Genomic DNA, 19,786 nt, shown 5'->3' with positions numbered 1-19,786 from the left:
TCCCATTCGGTCGATGCACGTCAGATGACCCATCTATTGGAACGAAACGCATGCGGGTGCCGGCAGCTGCGCTCGAGTACTGTGCAGATACCGGGACAAGCGTCCCGGCACGGGTATCGACAAGATGGAAATTGCGCATGATCACCCTCTTCACTCCCTGTGCCTGCGCGATAACGACGCTCTCCCACAAGCATCGTCCGGCGTGGGTTTCATTGAAGCGGAAGCTTGCGTGACACAACAGGCAAATTCAGCGCGAATGCAACGCGAACTCGGCAATTGCTAAGCAAATTTGGCAAGGTGTGTCGGAGCGCACGTTTGCGATATGTCGCACTCCGATTGGTTTGCACGCAAGCGAATACCGACATCCCATCTATGGCCATATATGTGGCCATAGATGGGATGACACGCACTTGTGCGGATGAGTAAACCGGGAAGGTACGATGTTTTGGGCTTCGCTCGCGATCAGCCCAACCTACGTGCGGTATCTCAGCAAGCGACGCCGCAAGCGCGCATCAACGTATCGCTGGGATGTTCGTCAAAGGCCCGCCGGTAGTTAGCCGCAAAACGCGACAGATCCCACCAGCCGCAACTCATCGCCACCGACTTCACGGAAAGACGGCCGACACCTGCAGCAGAAAGCCGCCGGCTGGCTTCATGCAACCTGAGCAAGGCGAGGTAACGCGCGGGGGATACGCCAAGCAGGTCGGCGAAGGCGTAGCGCAAGGCGCGTTCGCTCATTCCAGTGGAGCGCGCCAGTTCGTCGAGATAGATATCGTCTTGCAAGTTCGCACGCATGAAATCCACCGCACGCCGAAAGGAACGGTAATGCGCCCGGTGGCGACCGAAATTTGACACCGGACCACGCGGCCGGGCCGCTAGATCATCCAGCACGCGTGGATCGAGCAAGGCGTCAAAGAAGTCTTCACCCACCGCGTTGCCTTCACCACCTCGTGTACAAACCAGCGCATGGAACGCCGACTCGCAGCGGAACCCCCAAGGTGTACCGGCGAGACACTCCGGCCCGTATATCGAAAACCGGTGGCCCATCAAGCCGAACGAAACCGGATTTCTTTCGAGGACGCGCATGACACCATCGTGTAGAGGAGCCATCAATACGCTGACCATCGAATGTGCGCTTAGCATCATTTCGCAGGAGTTGCCGGGCAGCCCGATCACGGTTGTGCCTGAGCGCAACGGCATACCGGTGCACCAACTTTCCGGGCTTGCATGATGAACGTGGCAAAGCAGGTAGTTGCCGTGCGGCACTGGAAAACGACCGTGACACGGAAAATCGAACACGAAACTACAGAGCGACGCACCGGCGTGCAGGCGACTGCCGGATAGTCCGCGCAATCCACTCCCCCTGAGCGCAACCGCCTCGAACTTACATTGGTCGAACAGCTGATTCATGGCATCCAGGCCACGCGACGGCATGAACGAATCGGTCGGAATTGGAGACATAGGCGGGCTTCCGTCATTCCGTTACGCCACGCACGCAATCACGACTCGAAGAGTCACCGAAGAGTTCGACTGCGGGACTCGGCTCACGTGAGGCAAACACTTCCCCGCAACGACTGGACATGATGCCCTGCGCCGAAGCCTGGGATGTTCGACCTACGAATTTGCTGAAACCTGCTTCCGATGCCCCCTATAGACATCTGCGTGTAGAGCCATGCTGCTGCCCGCTATAGGCATCTGCATGTAAAGCCATGCTGCCCTGCACTTCCCGAAACACACGACATCCAACCACCCGTGGTCGCTGAGTGTCCAATCCGAATGCTTTGCAGCTTTAGATCGATCTTATGAAAGACTAGTGCATGCATAAAAGGCGTATAGCGAAAAGGTGCGACCAGCGTCACTATATTTTCGTGCCATACGCTGCGGCCCCAACGCCCTCCTCTTTTTGATCGAAGCAGAGTTGCGATTGCGACTAATCGCATTTGCTTTTTTTCCGAGAGATCGTCGTGAAGACCCTGTAATGAACCGCCGAATGACCAATGCTGAAGGCTGAGCGATAGCCAGTTTGGCTTTTAGTGGATCGCTGAATGGAAGGCCATCTAGTGAGCTATCGTCAAATACGATTGGTATAGGCGGAGATACAGTCTTGCGTTTGGTGCTACATTATATATGATGTACGTCATATGAAAAGAACCGCTACCCGATCCAAAGAAGCTACGCACGAACGCATCGTCGAAACCGCCGCGCGCGCCATCCGTCGTAGTGGTTATGACGGCACCAGCGTCGCCGATATCATGAAGGAGGCTGGCCTCACGCATGGTGGCTTCTATGCTCACTTCCCTTCACGCGAGGCGATGCTTGCCGAAGCAGCCGATCGCGCTGGCGCGGAGGCCGTCGCCGCATCATCGCGCATCGCCGCCAGCGTGCAGCCGGAACAAGCATTACAGTCGCTGCTGCGCGCCTATCTATCGAAGGAGCACATTAAAAGCCCTGAAATGGGCTGCCCGGTTGCTGCCCTCGGCTCGGAGATGCCACGCCAGGCGCCCGAGGTACGGCGAGCCGCCACGCGCCGCATCAAGGAAATGATCGATGTCGTTGCCCGTCAGTCGCCCGACTGGGGGCAGCCCGGTGCGCATGAGCACGCGCTGGTCACTGCAGCCACGATGGTTGGCGCATTGGTCATGGCGCGCGCTGTCGACGACCCCAAACTTTCCGACGCGCTGCTGAAAGCGGCATTGAAGCACCTCGTCCCTGCTTGTGCCTGAGAGCAACCATGTTGGCATTCGCTTGAAATTTAATATGATGATTATCATATAGCACTTCGGAAACAAACTGCGCTCGCGTCCAGATGCAACAGCGTCTGGATCGCTATCCCTCCTTTACCCCTGTCATCTTTATCATTGAAAGGCTCAGTTAGCTGATGTACGACAATTAAAGCTTGGAGCGCGGTTTTTGCACTCCAGGCGTCAAGCTTCCGCTCGTCTGCGTACGCAAATTCCCTCTGAATCCCCCTGTTCCCGACCAATCTGGCAGTCCCGTATGCTTTGGTCCTTGCAGATGTCCCTGCAAGTGTTCCGCAAAGCGCTCGGTGATGGTTGTTCTACCTTGATCTTTCAAGGTGGGCTGCTCTTTCGTAATCCATGTACTGTCTTGAAAGGTGTTGCTCTTGAAATAGGGATCAGTGCTTGGTGCAGCGTGGATTACATCTACCCTGCCGACTGCCTGCTTGGCAAAACGGACGGAAACAACATCCCATAAGGCGCCCGCAGCGGAACCCGGGCGTGCCAACGGACCATATTTTTTCCCTGCTTTATCTGTCGTGGTCAAGCGATCGAATAAGCCAGCATCCATTTCCTGACGAACATCCCGGCCCGCATTTGTTGCACCTTTGGTAATCAGACTTTCACGTAATGCTTGGGGCTCTTTCCATTTTGCCGACGTGGTGTACTGAAAGCGTTCCTTGAGGTAATTGAAGCTGTTCGGGTGTCCAGCGTAGTTATCCAGAAGCTTTCCACCAGGTGTCATCTCAACGGTACTTCCGCTCGACTTTTGGGCGAGATGCTGGGCGGTCGCCATCGCGCTCTTGACGGTATTTCCCGATGAATCCTGTGTGTCGCCACTCCAGAAGAAAGTGCGATTCGGCAAGGTTCGTACATCCGCACTCGCGACCAGGCCGCCCAGATTTTTCAGCTCGCGATTCCGATGGATGACCGTCTTGACGGCTTGTACAAACATGTTCCGTGCTGCCTTACGCTGACCAGTAACATCACCTATCCGCTTAGATTCGGCTCGCTTCTGGCTTTCTTTACGAATTCCCATCTGAGCCATGTCAGCCATCGTGCCGGATGCCTTGGCGGCGTGAAACATGGACAGCCCCATATCCGTTTGTGAGCCGCCGCGTTTTGGCTTTGAATTATCCATATACCGTTAGCCTCGTTTGGTTGCGGAACCGCATCATTGCTTCAATCACTCATGGCGATTGCATGCGTCCTTTTGTGATGTTCGTAAATGGACGTTACTTCCGAAGCGTTCTTACTGTTTCCCTCCAACTCCGTCATGGGTGCGGCACGTGACACGGTTGTTTTGCTTAAATCCATGAAAGTATCTCCTTCGATCTGGCCGCCGAAAGGGCGACCCGGAACACCAGTTATTACGGCATTCTTGCCTACCTTTTCCTGAAACATGCGCCCGCACTGAAAACATACCTGGTTGGGAATACTTGCGAAAATGCCCACCATGCCCGACTCGTCTTCAAGCTTCGTTGTACGGGCGCCGTTATGGAGCGTTATTGCCATGGGTTCAGAGTGATACGTTTGCGCAGGCGTGCCGGATTTACCATCAGCCTTGGATACGGAGATGCTCGGTGCGTATATCTCCTCGGGTGGACTGCTAGTCTTGTTGTTCATGCCTTTACCGGAAACGCCCATCGCGTGCGTTACATCGGTGAATTGAAATGCTTTCTGGCTGGTGTCATAGCGGACTTTTCCGAAATCCGAAAGAACCGCATTGACCGTCTGCTCCTTGTTTCGGCTATTCAATATTGGCTTGGTCAAAATCTTCGCCCGTTTGCTGTAAGCATCGGCGAACTCCGTGCTGTCCGAAACATCCTGGTTTCGCAATGCTTCGGAAGTCGGCAGCGAGTGCAGACGCCACCCTCCAACGGAGCCATCCGGCATCGGTGCAAGCCCACTGATCGAACCCCGCCGCGATCGATACATTCTCGGCGCCTCAAGCGACGGTGTACTCGGAGGCCCAGAGGGGATTCCCCAATTTTGCGTCGTGCTGATGCGTTTTAGACCGGTGTCCTTGATGTATTTGTCCCGATCGGCACTGCTTGCCAGTGAGAAACTGGAAAATTCGTGAAACTTCCGCCCTTGGCCTGCAGCCATCTGTTGGCTATTGAAAGCCTCATGCGGAAATTTGAGCGCGGGCATTCGCGAGGCATGCAGCTTTGTCGGCGGGGCACTTTTCGGTAACGCCGTTGAATCACGTGGTCGTTTCTTCGGATTTGAAGCCATGCGCCTGATCCTTTCGTTGACGATTTGTTGTCGAACCAATCGCTTTCGTTATGCGAATGCATTTCATCGACTAAAGACGCTTGACCTTCTTTTTACCTGGCATAGGTCATTGCCTCAGATAGTCATGGTCAAAGTGCCGACGTCTGACGTCGCAGAGTCCACAACGAGATGCGATTCCGTCGCTATCAGAAGATTCGCCAGGCGATTCACCGTGCTTTGCGACACCCGGTTCTCTATGCCATCGGATAGCTCGCAAAGCATAAAAATCAACTCGTCATCTGGTGGCTTTGCACGGGTGTTCATGCGTCGAAACCCCAGCGACTCCAACGCGTCCAGAGAGCGCTGGTTATCTGTGTAGACTGAGGTAAACAGATAGGGGACACCCCATGCCGCTGCCTGCAATTGCAAGAGTCGTCCCGCACGGCGACCGTATTCACGTCCCTGATAGTCGCAACCAATCCAGAAATAGAAATACCCGCTACCCTCACTGGCATGCAGGCTGACTACACCGACGAACCCTGCATCAGCATGCATCACGGCGTAGCTCGCACGGCCGGCGTCGTTGCCTCGTGAGATGATCCACGCACGCACCGCATCAGGCGACTCGAAATCAGGTAACCCTGTGAGTATTCCTATTTGTGGGTCGCGATACTGGTCAAAAAAAGCATCCACGTGCTCAGCGCCCAGCGGTTCGAGCGCGAGATCGCCATCGCGTGCGCAAGCAGCGTGATACCAGTCCAAAGTCCGCCAGTGTGCGGCACGGGCAGCGAACTCTTCATGCAACAACATCGCGAAGTCATCAGCATCAGCCTGCCCGCTTAAACGTTCCAATGCACGCTCAAGATCACCACACATCGCATCGCACCATGCGACGCAATTGGCGTTGGCGTCGAACGCGAAGATATCCCTGGCAAGTTGAAATAACCCAAGGTGTGTCGCAACGACAGCGAGTTGATGGCGCAACATCGATTCATCGCCTGAGCGTGGACAATACTTCCACGCATACGGCAGTGCATCGCGCCAACTTTGACGCTCGGCATCGGAAAATTCTGGCGGTGTTTCAGCCCAAACCGACCATGTAGAACGCAGTACTCTTGGGTCGTAACCTGCTGCGCGCATGAGGGTCAAGCGCAATGCGGGCGACGCTTCCATCGGCAAAGCCGATGCCATCTCATGACAGCAAAGCGCTTCATCGGGATGGTAAGCACCGAGCAGTCTTGCGAGCGTTTGGTAGCATACCGGCGGAACATCGATACCATCGTGGCGCCAGAGTACCTGCACAACGATACCGACATCTTCAAGCTGCCAATGCTTTGACCATGCGCCTTCTCTGATCTGATCGTAGGCGAGCGCGTGGAAATTGACTGGCAACGCGACACCGGAGCGTTGCCACTGCGCGGGCGGCGACGATGCACCCCAGCGCAATTGCGTTTCGTTCATTACACCCCTATCCGCAGCCAGCCAAAAACATCTGCCAGCGGATATCTTTGTTATGCAGTGCAATGCACGCAGGCCTGCATCGGGAATCAGCACGCACACGCTTTGCAACGTGCGCAGGTAGCGTTGTCGCAGTGACTCGGGCAACGCCATATCGTTGCTTCCGGAAATATCTTCCCACTGATAGTTGACGTCGTAATGCAATGCATCGCTGGCCGTTATGCATACGCGCCCTTCGAGCCATTGACCGTAGTGCACGGCGCGCAATTGGGCAGACTGGCGCTGTAGATATCCGAGCGCCAGCACCGCGACGGGATTGCCCGCCGCATTCCATCGATAGTTGTACTGCGTACTCGGTGGCACCGGGTTCATTGACTCGCACGAAGGATCCCACGTCAGAGTGTCAATTCCCTCATCGCCGGCGAAGCCTGCGTCAACGATCCAATCCACCTCGATGCTTTCCTGATCAAAGCAAGCCAGGTATCGCAAGTTGTGTGTATGCGCATCGGATCGACTCATATGCTCGCGCAAGGCTTGCAAAATCAGTCGTGCGAAATGGCCGCTGCCGGGGCTCAGATCGAGCACGTAAAGTGGCTGTTCCGGATCGAGGCTGCTTGCCTCATATTCAAGCTGCCAAACTTCCACTATCGCCTTCGCCCATGCGTCAGCCAAACAAGGCGTTGCCATGGCATCCACGGTGAGCGACGGTGCATGCATGGCCTGTGCAAACTCGGTGAATTCGATGCCATCGCCAAGCTTATTCGTCTCGGAAACAGCGGTGCTTGCTGGCGTCCATGCCTGTGCCGTGTTCATGCACCCTCCTGACGCGACTCATGTTGTCCACCGATACCGAACAGGTCGACGATATCGATCCGACCGCCAGACTTCTGGAAAACCTCGCAATACAACTCGGCGGCGTTAAGACTGCCCCATTCGATTGCCCTACGAATCAAATAAGGAACCGGACTATGCGGTTCGATCTGAAGCAGGAAGTCGGCGACGTCAGCCAGAGCCCGATAGGCTCTTTCACGATCGGTAAAAGCTTCGTCGTCGTGTTCCGTCTGCGCATGCCGGTCATCTGCGCCGCCATGCGCTACGGCCGCAACATCCGACATGCGGTCATCGGGTGTTGTGGCGACCGTTGAATATTCCAGCGGTTCGCCTCGTCGGGCAATTTCGCCACGGATGGGCGCCTGGACATGTACCAGCAAATCGTCGAGCTTGCCCAACGACGGAGCTTCGTATCCCAGATGGATACGCAAGTTTTCCTCGAAGTCGGCAATCGCCGTACGTGCGTCAGTCAGTTCGGCATAACGCCCGCGCAAAATATCCAGCTTTATGACGCCTAGCAATACGTGCAAATCTTCCAACGTGGCTGCGTCGCGGGCTTCTTCGGGCAACGTCCCATGCACCGCAATCAGGCGCTCGTTGTAATACGCCAATTCCCATTGCGACCAGCTTGCACGATGTTCACCTTCGCTCACCAACGGTATCAGCGACAACGTAGCAAGCAGCTTTTCGTTCACCCATTGCACGATATTGATGCGCGCATCGTAGTCGCCGTGGTCTGGCTGCGGATGCAATGCGCTCCACCACTGATCGCAAAGTCCGTGCAGCAAAGTGATGCACGGTGCAATCGCCGCAAAGCCGCGCTGATGGATTTCCGCTTCGAGCAGCCACGACGCCAGTTGCAGATCCTTGGCGGTTCCGCTGAGGACGGTGACAATCATCGTCGAAACTTTAGGCCAGTTCGCACGTTTCAGATCCACCGCCCACGAGCCCATCGGCAGCGTCACGTCGTCGCTGCGGCGTGCCTGCTCCACCATGCGATAGATCATCGTGCCGCGTACAGGCAGCCCGGTTGGATGCTCACCGTCCAGTGGCGCCAGCAGCGCTTCCAGCGACGTATCGAAGTAACGCTTGAAATAGCCGTTATCATCCATAGCTTTGGCGACATGTCCTTGCGGCAACGTATCGTCGCCTTGCATCACATATGCAGGCATGTTCATGAGCGGAACTCCTTGCGATTGATGGAAATCACCACAAAACAGGCGCCTCCCGCGGGAATATCGGCACAGAAAGCGGCACAACAGCCTTGCTGACCGGATCGGGGGCGGCGAATTTCAGTGTGAGATAGAACTGCGCCTTGGTGGTATTGCCCTGGCTGCGCGCTACATCGGCATTGGTCAATAGCGGCAACTGGAACTGCAATAACTGGAGATTGGAATCAAGTGCGTTGGAGGCGCTGGCATTCGACTTGTGCAGATCGAGCAACTGCAACAGCGCCCATGACCCCGTAGCCTGAAACGTCGCATGAAAACCACTCACCGTCAGGTCCGATTGAGCTGGGTCCGGCAACGGTGTGTAATGCGAGCGGTCTGCCCACTGCATATCCAGCGACACTGGATCACCAAAATTCCACAATACGCGAGTAGTGGCACCGGGCCAGCCGATGGTGTTGTCACCGCTGCGCATGGCCCATGCGATCAGCTGATCGCTGTTTGGCGAATTGGCGGGCAATGCGCGGAAACCCACATCGACGGTGATCGGCGCACTCTGTGGCATGGCCAAAAGATTGCCACTGAGGAAAGACTGCACAGTGTCAAGCTGATCTATAAACGTCTTCATTCGCTTAGCCTTGTCGCTAGTGGCCGTCGCAAGCCACGTTTCCAGTTCGGGCTTTTCCTTTGCGTAATAAACGAAGAACGCCTTGACGATCGCGAGTGACACTTCATGCGAGGTTGCCGGACCGAACGGATAACGACCAGCCAGCTGGCTGTTGAACAACATGCCGATCCGTACATAGTGCAGATTGGAATTATCCAGCCCGTGATTTGAACAGGCGGTCTGCGCGATTTGCACCACGGCCTGGCGCCGCAGCGAAAACAGGTCATTGCCGATCGCTGGTGCTATATACCCATTTAGCGTGTTCGAGCAATTGCTGTAGCTCATTGCAGAAAGTTGCTTGAGGAAAAGATCATTGAGCTGACCCACTTGCCCCGCGGGATCGGCGAACTGAACGGCTCGATTCAATTCACTGATCGTATTCCCCCAATACACATCCGTTTGCGTGTTGGCACGCATGCTGTTGTTGACGCCATTGGAGCCCTTCAACAACGTCACGAACGGCGCCGCATAGCTGGACAGCACCTGCACGCGCGCCAGTTGCTGATCCAGATAACCTTGCAGAACCGGAGTGGCACCGAGATCAAAGATTACTGCGGAATCATCGGAGCTGTCCTGGACGGATGGGTCATACAAATGACTGGATGACACCAGTTCCGACACATCCAGCAGCATGCTTGATGCGTAGTTCTGCGCGCATTGACTGACCTCGCCCGCGAGATTGTCGAGCCCCAATTGCCGGAAGCCGCGCAAGGATTGAAGCAACGGACCTATTGAGGAGGAAACGTTGACGCTCTCGGTCGATAGTTCGCGATCGAGCTGTGATGTTGCATCCAGCCCCGCATCGACCGTTTCGCTGACTTGCGTGCGCTGATTACGTGCCAAGCTATCTTCGAGCGCTACTTGCAACTGTGCTCGCGCCAACTGATCGTATAACGGATCGTTTGCGGGAGCAGGCCCCAGCGTCGCTGTCTTTTGCAGATTTGCGAATGTCTGATACTGGCGTACTTCCCCAAGCACTTCGCTGAAAGTGCCGCTGCGCCATCCTGCACCAGCACCATTGCAACTATAGGCTTGCGTCGACTTCAGCTGCATATAATCGACGTCAGCGAGCGCATTCAAGCCAGTGGCTTCATTACCGAGGCCTGGGCTTACACCATCCAACTCCTGTGTGGACGGATTGACGGAGAACAATGCGTTGTAAGGTGCGAGTGTCGCGCTACGCAAACTATCGACCACCGGCTGATAGCATTGCTCAACATTGAAATGATCGAGCGTGGCAAGCAGGTTCGCGTCGTAATGATATTTGCTGATCAGCGTTTCGATGCCAGGCTTGACCTCATCGCTCATGCGCGTACATGGGTTTTCGGTCGGCGTCGATAACAACCACGCACCGCGAACCCATTTCAGCCAATTGTTGAAGTTGCGCAGCTGCGGCAGTATCGGTGGCTTGTTCTCTTGTGGTGTATTGGCTGCGGCTTGCAATGACGCCAGCAGCGGCACGCCTTCCCCGATGCGCTTGAGCAAGTCGCCCTGTGCGTTGGCGGCCATCTTGTCGAACTTTTCCACCAGCTGAGTGCGTAACGCCGCGCTGATTTTCGGTTCATCGCTGTACGTCGCAGGAACCAGTGCGTCAGCGAGTGCTCCGTCCTCTTTCAATGCATTCGCCGGCAGTGGGTCACCATAGGCGTATTCGCAAAGCGCGCCGAAATAGAGAAGAAGTTGACGCTTTTCAACTTGCAAGCCAGGTTCAGCGATGGCAGCAAAGTGATCGAGGTTTTCCTCCAGCGTGCCGAGATCAGCCAGCTGTCGCTTGAGTTGCAAACGGTCATTTGCGTAGGCCGCATCGGGTGCCGATTGCAACGCAGCAACGTTCAGGGTAGTCGCTGACAACATGTCGATGCGTTGTTGCAGCTTGCATGACAATGACGGCAACACGACTTGTTGCAATGCATTAATGGAAATGACTTTGGTAATGCCGCTATTGATACGGCGGTCGATCCACGACAACGGAATGGCTATGTAGCGCGTACGTTGATCCAGCGCGGTGACTTGCGTGATGAGCTGGTAGACGCGCTGTTCATCCAGACAGCTATGCTGACTGAGGGTCTTGCTGTTGACCGAAATATTCACCACGGTATCGCGCAACGCCTGTGCCCGTTGATTAACTTGGGACGCACTCCACGGCAACGCTATGCCAAGCGAAATGCTGGCAAAAATCAAACCGATCTGTAGCCGCCGTATCAAATGATTGCGCGCGAGCAGACCCTTTTGAGTGCGTTGCGCGAGTCCTCGCTCGGCGAATACCTTGTCTTCCAGCAGCCCCTGGATGAAAGCGACATCCTTGCGGGCAGTGCTGACCACGCTCGTCGCTTTTTCGCTGGCGACCACGCCGGTGAAGTAAACGCCACGGCAAAACGCACGCGTTTCATAGCTGTTGGTCTTGAACAATACCTCCAGAAATGCCTGCACCGATGTTTGCAAGGTGCGCATATAACGCGGAAACAAGAAGAAGTCATCGACGTCATCAATCTCGTCCTTTACGGCTGCTGCGTTAAGCACCAATGCGCGCAAACCGTCAATCAGCTTGTCGAAAGCCTTGCCGACCCATTCTGAAGGCAGCCCGTTATCGTCGATGCTCGGACTGGACCATCCCGCCATTTCGCCACGCAACGTTTTGTCCTGCACGGTCCAGAACGCGCTGAAGCCTTGTATGGCGTCGCATTGACTGACCACCACATAGACGGGTAGCGCAAAGGCGAACGCATCCTGCATCTCGTTGATACGTGCAAACGCGTAGCGACCCAGCGCGGCGCATTCTGCATCGCTGGCAGCCAACAGACGAGCCGCGGAGATCACCCAGACGATGCCGTCCAGCGCGCGGTCTGGTCGCAAGCTATCGATGTTCGCCAGCATGTCCGGCCAGCGTGCATCAGTGTTTTGTGCCGCAGCAGGCGTCCCGATGCTGCAACTCGGGTCGATCAGAATGCCTTTTTCCAGGAAGTGCCATTTCGAATTGGGAACCGCCGTTATTAAAAAAGCTTCGTTTTTTGCATCGCGTCGTTGCAACGCACGCTCGAGATCCTGCGGGATCGATGCGGCAATACTGCTTTTGCCGTCACCGGAAAAGCCCATCAGCAATAGCCATGAATTCCGGTAACGCCAATCGCGGCGCGCCATTACATAACGCACCGCGCGATCGATCGTCTGATAGCTGCGCCGTAACGCGTTGCGCACGTTCACCCATCGCGAAGGCTTATCCGGTGCAGTGGCAACAGCTGGCTTCGGTCCTTGCACCGCCTTGGTACTACGCGATCGCCACAGAAGCCACGCAACAAGGACAAAGGCGATCGCCGCAAGAATCAGGCTGGCGGCGAACACGGGGGTCATTGGGTGCTCGCAGATCCGGACGTGACACGACATACCATGCTGTCGTTTTTCATGACGCAGTTTTGATGTGTTGCACCATCTATCACGCCGAGCAAGGACCACGTCAACGCCAGCCAGATCAGCGATGACAGCACCAGATAGCCGAGCGCACCGTACACCGTCGCCCTTACCCATGGTGCGAGCGCTATCCGCGTATTGTCGCGATCGGATACCACCGTGTAGTCGTAGGCTTGTGGAAACATATGGCCACGGCGATCTTCGAGAGTGAGACCACTCGCCATCGGGTAAAGCTTGCTTCGATATCCGCTGAGCGTGTCACGGCCATCGTTTCCGCGATACATTCCCTGAAAGCCGAGCTGCATCGCGAGCAGCAATACCGCCGCAAAATCCGCATCCAATGGCGTGCGGTCACGGCATCCCATCAATTCCTCGACGTAGAGGAAGAACTGCCGTCCGGCAATACGCGTGTGTGCGACGCTGTATTCGAGCAGGTACTTCGGCCAATATTCTGCGGCATCCCACGGAAGATTGAGAATGAAGATTTCATCGGCCAGCGCGACCATGATGTAGCGTGTGCGGCGATAGGCTTCCATCTCCGCTTCGGTAGCGACAGCAGCGACCGCGCGCGTTTGGCGATCCAGTATCGCGAGCAATCGATTGGCAACACGTTCAGCTTGATCGCTTGGCGCAATCTGCTCGAGAGGCGAATCCGGTTGCAACAACCGTGCAAGCTCACCTTTCTCAACGGCGACCTTTATCCGCGCCACTTCCTCATAGAAACCCGCGAAACGGGTCACCAGAAAACTGCGCGCAGGATCGGGGTTGGCAGTCGCCATCGGTCAAGATGCTCCCACCTTGATTGCCGTTGCCGGTTTACGCGGCAAATACAGCGTAATGCCAGCCGGTACCTTGTCATCTGGTTCGCCAAGTATCACCAAGGTGTGTCCGTCAAGGATCAGTGGTTTCGCGGTACTTGCATCGACGTCGATACTGCCGCCGGTTATCGCGTAGACGAATGCACCCGGACGAAGATTCAGTGCGGCGACCGTTGCGGCATCGGCAGCTGTTACCGTGGCACCGGAGAAACGACGACGCACAAGGATATAAATCAATTCCTCGGTTGCGATACGCGCTCCACTTAACCAGGTGTCGAGCGTCTTGGTATTTTGTCCCGCGCGCGGACGCAGCTCGATCAGCAGCTTGTCGGTTGCAATACCTTGCGGCAACATGCAACGGAAACCAGAGACACCGACTTGCTGGAAGTCGATCACGCTGTAATCCGCATTCATGCGTGCAAGCTGTACCAGAACATAGTCGATGGCACGTTGAAACAGCGGCATGCATTGATTGTGATCGTAGGCCAGCATGGCTGGTGGCTGCGACGCACCGGGCGTGGCAGCGAGAAAGCCAACCAGTTGCGATAGCGCGACATAGAGATCGTAGGGATGCGTGGTTCCCGATTGCAGCAGCACATCGAAACGCGGGAGGCCCATGACCAGGTAACGTGCAGCCATCACTTGTGCGCTCGATTCACCGTCGTAACGCGACTCGCCGCGATCATCGATACGCACACCCAGCAACTCACGGTATTTTTTCCACATCGCTTCGGATAAGTTTTTCAGGACACGTTGCAGCGACGCGTCGCCCAGATAGAGCGACGCATCCGAGCGCAGCAACGGCGGGTGGTATTCCGTTAGGTGTACACCACGCGAGTCACCGCGCAGCTCCAGCAGTGGAAACGAGCAATAGCACTTGGCGACGGACACACCAGCGACCAGACTCATCTTCGGGCGCAGACGATCGACTGCTATCTCGTCCTTGCCTGTGTTTTCGTCCGCCTCCAGGCTGCCGGGCTCGGTGGTATAGCGTTGCATGTCTCCGATATTGCTGGCAGCACCCTTTCCACGAATCGGCACGCGCAATTGCACAACGACGCGTGGTTCTACATTCCAGTCATGCTTGGAAAGATCCAGTGACATGTCCTGCGGTACGAAGTGACCGGGAAAGTCGATCAGCAGACCGTCATTCATCACGCAACGCAGTCGCTCGAAGACCACCCTGCCCTTGAGTAGTTCGGCGCCGTCCAAAGCCAGATCGAGCACCCCCCAGCAATAAGGCTGCAACACGGACAACTGGTGATGCAGGTAATTATTCCAATAGATATCGTTTTGCTGAAAGTGTTGCGGCGACAGCAACATGCCCTCCGACCAGGACACGGCTTCGGGCAATGCGGGCAAGTTGTCGGCGATAGCGTTCATGGTTTGCCCTACTGTTCGGTGATGGTGATTTGTGTTGGTGCCAACCAGATCACGGCGCGACGGAATTGGGTAAGGTCGCTGCGTGCCTGTCCAGCTGGAGCCAGATAATTGGCGAATGCGAAAACCGCCACAGCCTTGCTGGCACGTTTCGGCAGTACGACCGGATCGATCACCGTGGCCGGCGGCACTTGCAACGACACGATGTCGATCGCGAGGCCCAGTCCGTTTTGCAAGGCGATTTTTTGCGAAAACCAATCCGGTCCGGTCTTGGGCAACATGGCGATACTCGCGGTGTTGTAGACGTACACCAGGTCCAGTGCCGTGGCCGAATTCAGATTCGCGCCCGGGGGGGCCGCTACGCGCACACTCGACAGGCGCGTGGTTTGCGTATGCCACGGCAACAGGTTCGCGACAGCACTACAACCTGCCAACAGAAAGCATGTGCATGCAAACACTAGTTTCAACATGGAACTGTTGGTTGGCGCCCGCATCAACCGAACACCAGTACACAGATCTGTGCAGGCGTGAGCGTGATACCCACTATGTTGGGCAACAGACCATTCTGCCCCACGATGCCAAGCATGTGCGTGCATGGGATGCAGCCCATGAATACCTTGAAGCTGCCAAGCAGCGAACGAAACGGTCCCATGAAAAGATGAGAGACCACGCCACCTTCCGCACCAACCTGATCGCCGTTGCTGATGGCTCCGATGGTAAGCAGGTTCTCCGCGAGACCACCGCCGATAATGATTTCAAACTGCACAGGTATGTCCGCAAAGGACAGTGCAATGTTCGGAAACGGTGTCGGCACCGGTACGCCGAGTACGGGCACGAAGCACACGTCCGGAAACGCGAAGCTGAGTACGCCGAGATTAATGTTGACAAACATCGCTCATCCCAGACTGATGCGTTCGGCATCAATCTTGGCGTCTTGTCGCGCCGTCACGATCACCTGCTCACCATGCAAGCGCAGTAGCTGGCTTGCCTTGAACAGCAGCTGCTCGACCTGTCCTACATAGCTACGTGCGGTGTGAACCAGCGACTCCGTCGCACTGGTGAAAATATTGGGCGCCCCCAGCGAAAGCGGGCCATGCAAGGCAGTGATCGCTACCTCACCGCCAGCACGCATCGCGATCGTTTGGGTCGCTGACACATCGATACTTCCCTGCTGGATCGACAATCGCTCCGTACCCGGAACGGCCAGGGTTGCGCTGCGTTTATCCTGTCGCGAAAGCACATGCAATACGTAATGGCTGTCATCGGCCATGCATACCAGCAACACGCGATCGCCTGCCTGTGGCGTGATAAGGCACGATGTGGCCTGTCTTGCGCAACGGCCGTCTTGTAGTCGCCACATCTCGTTATCCACAGCTTCGTGGATAACAGCTTCAGATAATTGAGGTGTACTGCGTGTACGCGAGAAACTCCGGCGGTTGGCGGCAAACATTAGCGTGTCTCCAGGGAAAGTGATCGCGCTTCGGCAATCAGCCGTGCGGATGAGGTTTTGCGTAAACGGGTACGTTTTGCGTGACGCATATCTACTTGCGCGAACTGCGTGTTGTGCTGGCTGCCATACGCGAGGTTCGCATGCCGAAAATTGATGTCGGAACCGCTTGCATGATCGAAACGTGTGTAGCTCAAGTCAGCACGCACGAACTCCACATCCTGCAATTGGCAGTGATCCCACACACTGCTTCCTGCATGGGCATCAACCAGGCAAACGCGCTGCAACGATGCGTTCTGGAAAATTGTGCCCGCACAGATCATTCCGCGTGCGTCGACATCTTCAAGCACGGCCTCAAGCATCAAGGCACGCGAAAGATTGGTCCCCTGCAGGTTGCAGCGCACGAACCGTGCCTTGCGGCAATTGGCTTCGTGTAAATCGACACCACGCAAATCAGCCTCGACAAAGCTAGCTTCATCCAGCATGCAACGTGGGAGACTCAATGTGTGCAAGTCCATACCGTCGAAGCACGCACTGCGCAGGACGGTCGCCTGAGCGACCAATCCGACAATATCGACCCGACGAAAATCCATGTCGACCAGGACGCACTGGCCGATTTGCGCTTGTTCCAGTGAAACACCATCCCATGTGCATTGGGTCGCGACGGTTCGTTGCCATGAGGCTTTTGCAAAAGACGCCAGTCGCAAGTCGCACTTGATGAACGCACTCATAGCCAAGTCGCTTGTTTGCCATTGGCTATTCGTCAGCGTGCAATCGGTGAATGTCAGCTGGTTGCCGCGTGCATTCTCCCAGCGCGTGTCGCCAAGATCGCAGCGTGTGAAGCTGCATGTGTCGAGTACCGTATCGCGCAGATCGGCGCCGCGCAGATCGCAGTCAACGAACGTGAGTCCACTGAGGCGACTCCCGCATAAAGCAGCTGTCCGCCACGTCACATGACTGGCAACGAGATGGTCGATGACGCGTCCGCGACCGTCGAGCGCCCCCAAGTCCACGTCGTGAACGGGCCGACCGAGTCGTTGCAGATAGTCGATATCGCTCCACTGGATCATTCGCGCAGCCTCCGTCCGGGCTCGATACGGATATTCTCCAGACGCGCATGATCGAAACGGGCTTCCGTGCATTCCGCCTGAACAAAATTTGCACCTTGCAGATCGGCATCGCGAAAATCAGCACGACGACATATGGCCTGAAAGAAGTCGGCGGCTTCGGCGTGGCAGGCCGTCAATACACCGCCCATGAATAACGAGCGATAGAACAACGTGCGTTCGAGAATCGCCTTGTCCAGTCGCGTTCCACTGAAATCGCATTCGCGGAATTCGCCATCGGCAAGGCTGGCATCGGTGAGCGTGGCATCGCGCCAGCTGCTATGACTGGCTGTCATGCGGCGCAGGTCCGCCCGGCTCCAGTCAGCGCCGCCGCCTGCTTGCACCCTGCTCAGCTCTGCGCTGTACCAGCGGCTATCTGTAAGACGGCATTCCATCAAGACACAACGGCTCAGGCTCGCCTCGTTCCATTCGCTGTCATGGAACGAGGAACCCAGGGCGACCGTACTCCGCCATACCGTGTGAGACCAGTCGCTGCCATCGGCCTTGGCATGCAACAGCACGCAATCGTTGAGGGTGGTGTGTGCCATGGTCGCGTCGTGCAGCACAATATTGGGAGCCAGCCATTGCTCGAAACGTGCGCCCGTCAGATCCGCGTTGGACCAGTCGGACTCGGGCGCCTGGGTGCCGCAGAAACTGGCACCACGAAAGACGGCTTGCCGCGCGTGAGTCTGCGCGAGATTGGCGCCATCGAATCGCGCAGAGGTGCAATTGGCCTGATCCATATTCGCACCGGTCAGAGCCGCCTCACTCAGATCGGCACCGTCGAGTTGCGCACCGCTGAGGTCTGAGGCTTCAAGCAGCGCGCCGCGCATGTCGGCACCCGATAACATCGCGCCGCGCAGATTGGCACCAGCCAGATCGCAGCCATGTAACGACGCGCCTTCGCGTACACGCAACAGTACCCATTGACCGATCGCCACCGCCGCTTCGGTGGAAAGCGGCGTAATCGGCGCAGTAGGATTAGGCGCCGCCAGTCGCGCGCGGCGCTGAAGATCTTGTAAAGGCTCGATCGATAACGCTGGCAAGGAAAGCAGCGTGGCAAATTCAGCCAGGGTACTCAGCGATTCGCTGATACCACTTGCGCGCGCAAGCGCCTGCTCGACAGATGTCGCGGCATTCGCTGTCGCAGTGGGCAATTGAGCGAGCTGCCCGGCGGCTTCTTGTTGACTGGCTTGCGCGCGATCGCGCGTCTGTGCGATCAGCTGATCGGCGCTATCGAGTAACGGACCGAGATCGAAGTCACCACGTTGCAAAGCAGCAGCCGATGGAATCGGAAGTGTCGGTGCAGACGATACCGGTGGCATCGGTGCGGGCATGCCGCTGGCGGATTCAAACTCGGCCGCCAGCGCAGTATCTCGTGCAACGCGTGCGGCATGACGTTGTGCATGCTCCTGCTGATCTTCGAGGCTGCGTGCAGCACGCACGGCAGCGTCCGGTTCCGGTGTCAGTTGTGCTTCGTTGAACACATGGCGCCCCGCCGTGTCCCGATTCAGGCGCAGCGCAAGCACCTCACCGTAGTGCACGAGTGTGCGTGGCGTATCGGCGGCATGCTCGTAGGCGGCCATCAGGGCTTCGATATCCAGCGCCAGACTATCTTCGACTGGCACTTCGCCACGGTGAATCACTAGACCGAGTTCGGCATCGGGAAAGAACCAGACCGTATCGAAGGCAAGCGCAACCTCCTCCACCGCATCGGCGGCTGTGCTCTTGCGATGGACGAACGCGCGCGGCCGCAACTCGGGCAACCAACCCTCGATCAGCGGCAGTGTCGGGTGCATGCCTTCGAGACGATACGCTTCGCCACCTTGAAAACACCCGTCGATGCGCTGGTCTTGCGGTGCCGCGTTGAAAAACTCCGGATCGGTATCGTCGGCTAGACCTGGAAACGCCTTGGCCTGCCAATGCCGGCCATAGGTGCCTATCCATTGACGTCGCGGCCACCAGCCGACGTCGAGTGCGCCAAAACCGGCCGGCTGGTAACGATGGCCATGTCGACGCACCGGTTGATGCGGGTCTTCCAGATTCGGCATGCGCCCCTGATTGCGCCCCAGAAATGCAGCGAACGGATTAGGTGCATAACCGCAGCCTTGCGGATTACCGGGATGACGTACGCCCCCAAAGGCACGGTCCCAAGTCAGCGGCATTTGCGTAAACGGCACTGGCGCGGTGACTTGATACAACGGCAGCAGGCCGTACAGCCATTGCCGATCGCCAATAACTCTCACACGCTTGTCGAGCGTGCCCAGTTGCATCCGCACCATTTGTTCGGTGGTTGCCAGGCCCTGCGACGCATACGCACTCCCGGCCAGCAGTACTTCGCCACGCACCTTGGGCATGAGCTCGTCGAGTGGCCTTCCCGCAGGCAGCGCAGCCATCACCTTGCGCCACTGCAAGTTATCGCGCAGCAAGTTTTCGGCGCGGCCGCCCAATGTAAAAAACCCCAGCGTTGCCACCAGCAGCCGATGCTGCCCCCGCCAGAGATACGGCCGGTGCATAAGCCCCAATGTCATGGGTTTGACGATCTTCATG

At 56.7% G+C, this 19,786-nt stretch carries 14 protein-coding genes; 1 reads left to right on the top strand and 13 read right to left on the bottom strand.

The genetic code is table 11. The features are described from left to right. Nucleotides 1-486 precede the first annotated feature (486 nt). Nucleotides 487-1,461 (bottom strand): AraC family transcriptional regulator, encoded by a 975-nt coding sequence (locus HDE80_RS08430; protein WP_184669826.1) that lies wholly within the window; start codon nucleotides 1,459-1,461, stop codon nucleotides 487-489. A gap of 680 nt (nucleotides 1,462-2,141) precedes the next feature. Between HDE80_RS08430 and HDE80_RS08425 the strand changes: the two genes are divergently transcribed. Continuing rightward, entirely contained in the window at nucleotides 2,142-2,723 is a 582-nt protein-coding gene (locus HDE80_RS08425) for a TetR/AcrR family transcriptional regulator (protein ID WP_184669824.1), read from the top strand. Nucleotides 2,724-2,889: 166 nt separating this feature from the next. Here the strand turns inward: HDE80_RS08425 and HDE80_RS08420 are convergent, their stop codons facing one another. The 12 genes from HDE80_RS08420 to HDE80_RS08365 all read right to left on the bottom strand — a co-directional run bounded on the left by HDE80_RS08420 (nucleotide 2,890) and on the right by HDE80_RS08365 (nucleotide 19,785). Next, nucleotides 2,890-3,879: a hypothetical protein gene (locus tag HDE80_RS08420; RefSeq protein ID WP_184669822.1), complete on the bottom strand. Its 990-nt coding sequence runs from the start codon at nucleotides 3,877-3,879 to the stop codon at nucleotides 2,890-2,892. Nucleotides 3,880-3,920: 41 nt separating this feature from the next. Next, nucleotides 3,921-4,976 carry a hypothetical protein gene (locus HDE80_RS08415; RefSeq protein WP_184669820.1) on the bottom strand — a complete coding sequence of 352 codons (1,056 nt, stop codon included), beginning with the start codon at nucleotides 4,974-4,976 and terminating at the stop codon, nucleotides 3,921-3,923. A 114-nt stretch (nucleotides 4,977-5,090) separates the two neighbouring features. Then, nucleotides 5,091-6,509, bottom strand: a complete 1,419-nt coding sequence (locus tag HDE80_RS08410) for a GNAT family N-acetyltransferase (RefSeq protein ID WP_184669818.1) — start codon at nucleotides 6,507-6,509, stop codon at nucleotides 5,091-5,093. A gap of 713 nt (nucleotides 6,510-7,222) precedes the next feature. After that, a complete protein-coding gene (gene tssA / locus HDE80_RS08405; RefSeq protein WP_184669816.1) occupies nucleotides 7,223-8,422 on the bottom strand; it encodes a type VI secretion system protein TssA in 1,200 nt (399 codons plus the stop codon). Between the two features lie 28 nt (nucleotides 8,423-8,450). Continuing rightward, nucleotides 8,451-12,428 carry a type VI secretion protein IcmF/TssM N-terminal domain-containing protein gene (locus HDE80_RS08400; protein ID WP_184669814.1) on the bottom strand — a complete coding sequence of 1,326 codons (3,978 nt, stop codon included), beginning with the start codon at nucleotides 12,426-12,428 and terminating at the stop codon, nucleotides 8,451-8,453. Then, a complete protein-coding gene (locus tag HDE80_RS08395; protein WP_184669812.1) occupies nucleotides 12,425-13,264 on the bottom strand; it encodes a DotU family type IV/VI secretion system protein in 840 nt (279 codons plus the stop codon). The genes HDE80_RS08400 and HDE80_RS08395 overlap by 4 nt, the downstream gene beginning before the upstream one ends. Nucleotides 13,265-13,267: 3 nt before the next feature. Further along, a complete protein-coding gene (gene tssK / locus HDE80_RS08390) occupies nucleotides 13,268-14,686 on the bottom strand; it encodes a type VI secretion system baseplate subunit TssK (RefSeq protein ID WP_184669810.1) in 1,419 nt (472 codons plus the stop codon). A gap of 8 nt (nucleotides 14,687-14,694) precedes the next feature. Continuing rightward, entirely contained in the window at nucleotides 14,695-15,153 is a 459-nt protein-coding gene (locus HDE80_RS08385; protein ID WP_221437475.1) for a hypothetical protein, read from the bottom strand. A gap of 23 nt (nucleotides 15,154-15,176) precedes the next feature. After that, nucleotides 15,177-15,575 (bottom strand): DUF4150 domain-containing protein, encoded by a 399-nt coding sequence (locus tag HDE80_RS08380; RefSeq protein WP_184669801.1) that lies wholly within the window; start codon nucleotides 15,573-15,575, stop codon nucleotides 15,177-15,179. 3 nt (nucleotides 15,576-15,578) lie between these two features. Beyond that, the gene (locus HDE80_RS08375) at nucleotides 15,579-16,043 is read right to left on the bottom strand and encodes a DUF3540 domain-containing protein (protein WP_184669799.1); all 465 of its coding nucleotides are present in this window, start codon (nucleotides 16,041-16,043) and stop codon (nucleotides 15,579-15,581) included. Between the two features lie 89 nt (nucleotides 16,044-16,132). Next, nucleotides 16,133-17,200 (bottom strand): pentapeptide repeat-containing protein, encoded by a 1,068-nt coding sequence (locus tag HDE80_RS08370; RefSeq protein WP_184669797.1) that lies wholly within the window; start codon nucleotides 17,198-17,200, stop codon nucleotides 16,133-16,135. Further along, nucleotides 17,197-19,785, bottom strand: coding sequence for a DUF2169 domain-containing protein (locus HDE80_RS08365; RefSeq protein WP_184669795.1), 2,589 nt, complete (start codon nucleotides 19,783-19,785; stop codon nucleotides 17,197-17,199). The genes HDE80_RS08370 and HDE80_RS08365 overlap by 4 nt, the downstream gene beginning before the upstream one ends. Nucleotide 19,786 lies beyond the last annotated feature (1 nt).

This window comes from Rhodanobacter sp. A1T4 (genome assembly GCF_014207185.1).
GTDB lineage: Bacteria > Pseudomonadota > Gammaproteobacteria > Xanthomonadales > Rhodanobacteraceae > Rhodanobacter.
The sequence above is the reverse complement of the archived record's forward strand: the minus strand, read 5'-3'. Positions and strand labels throughout refer to the sequence as shown.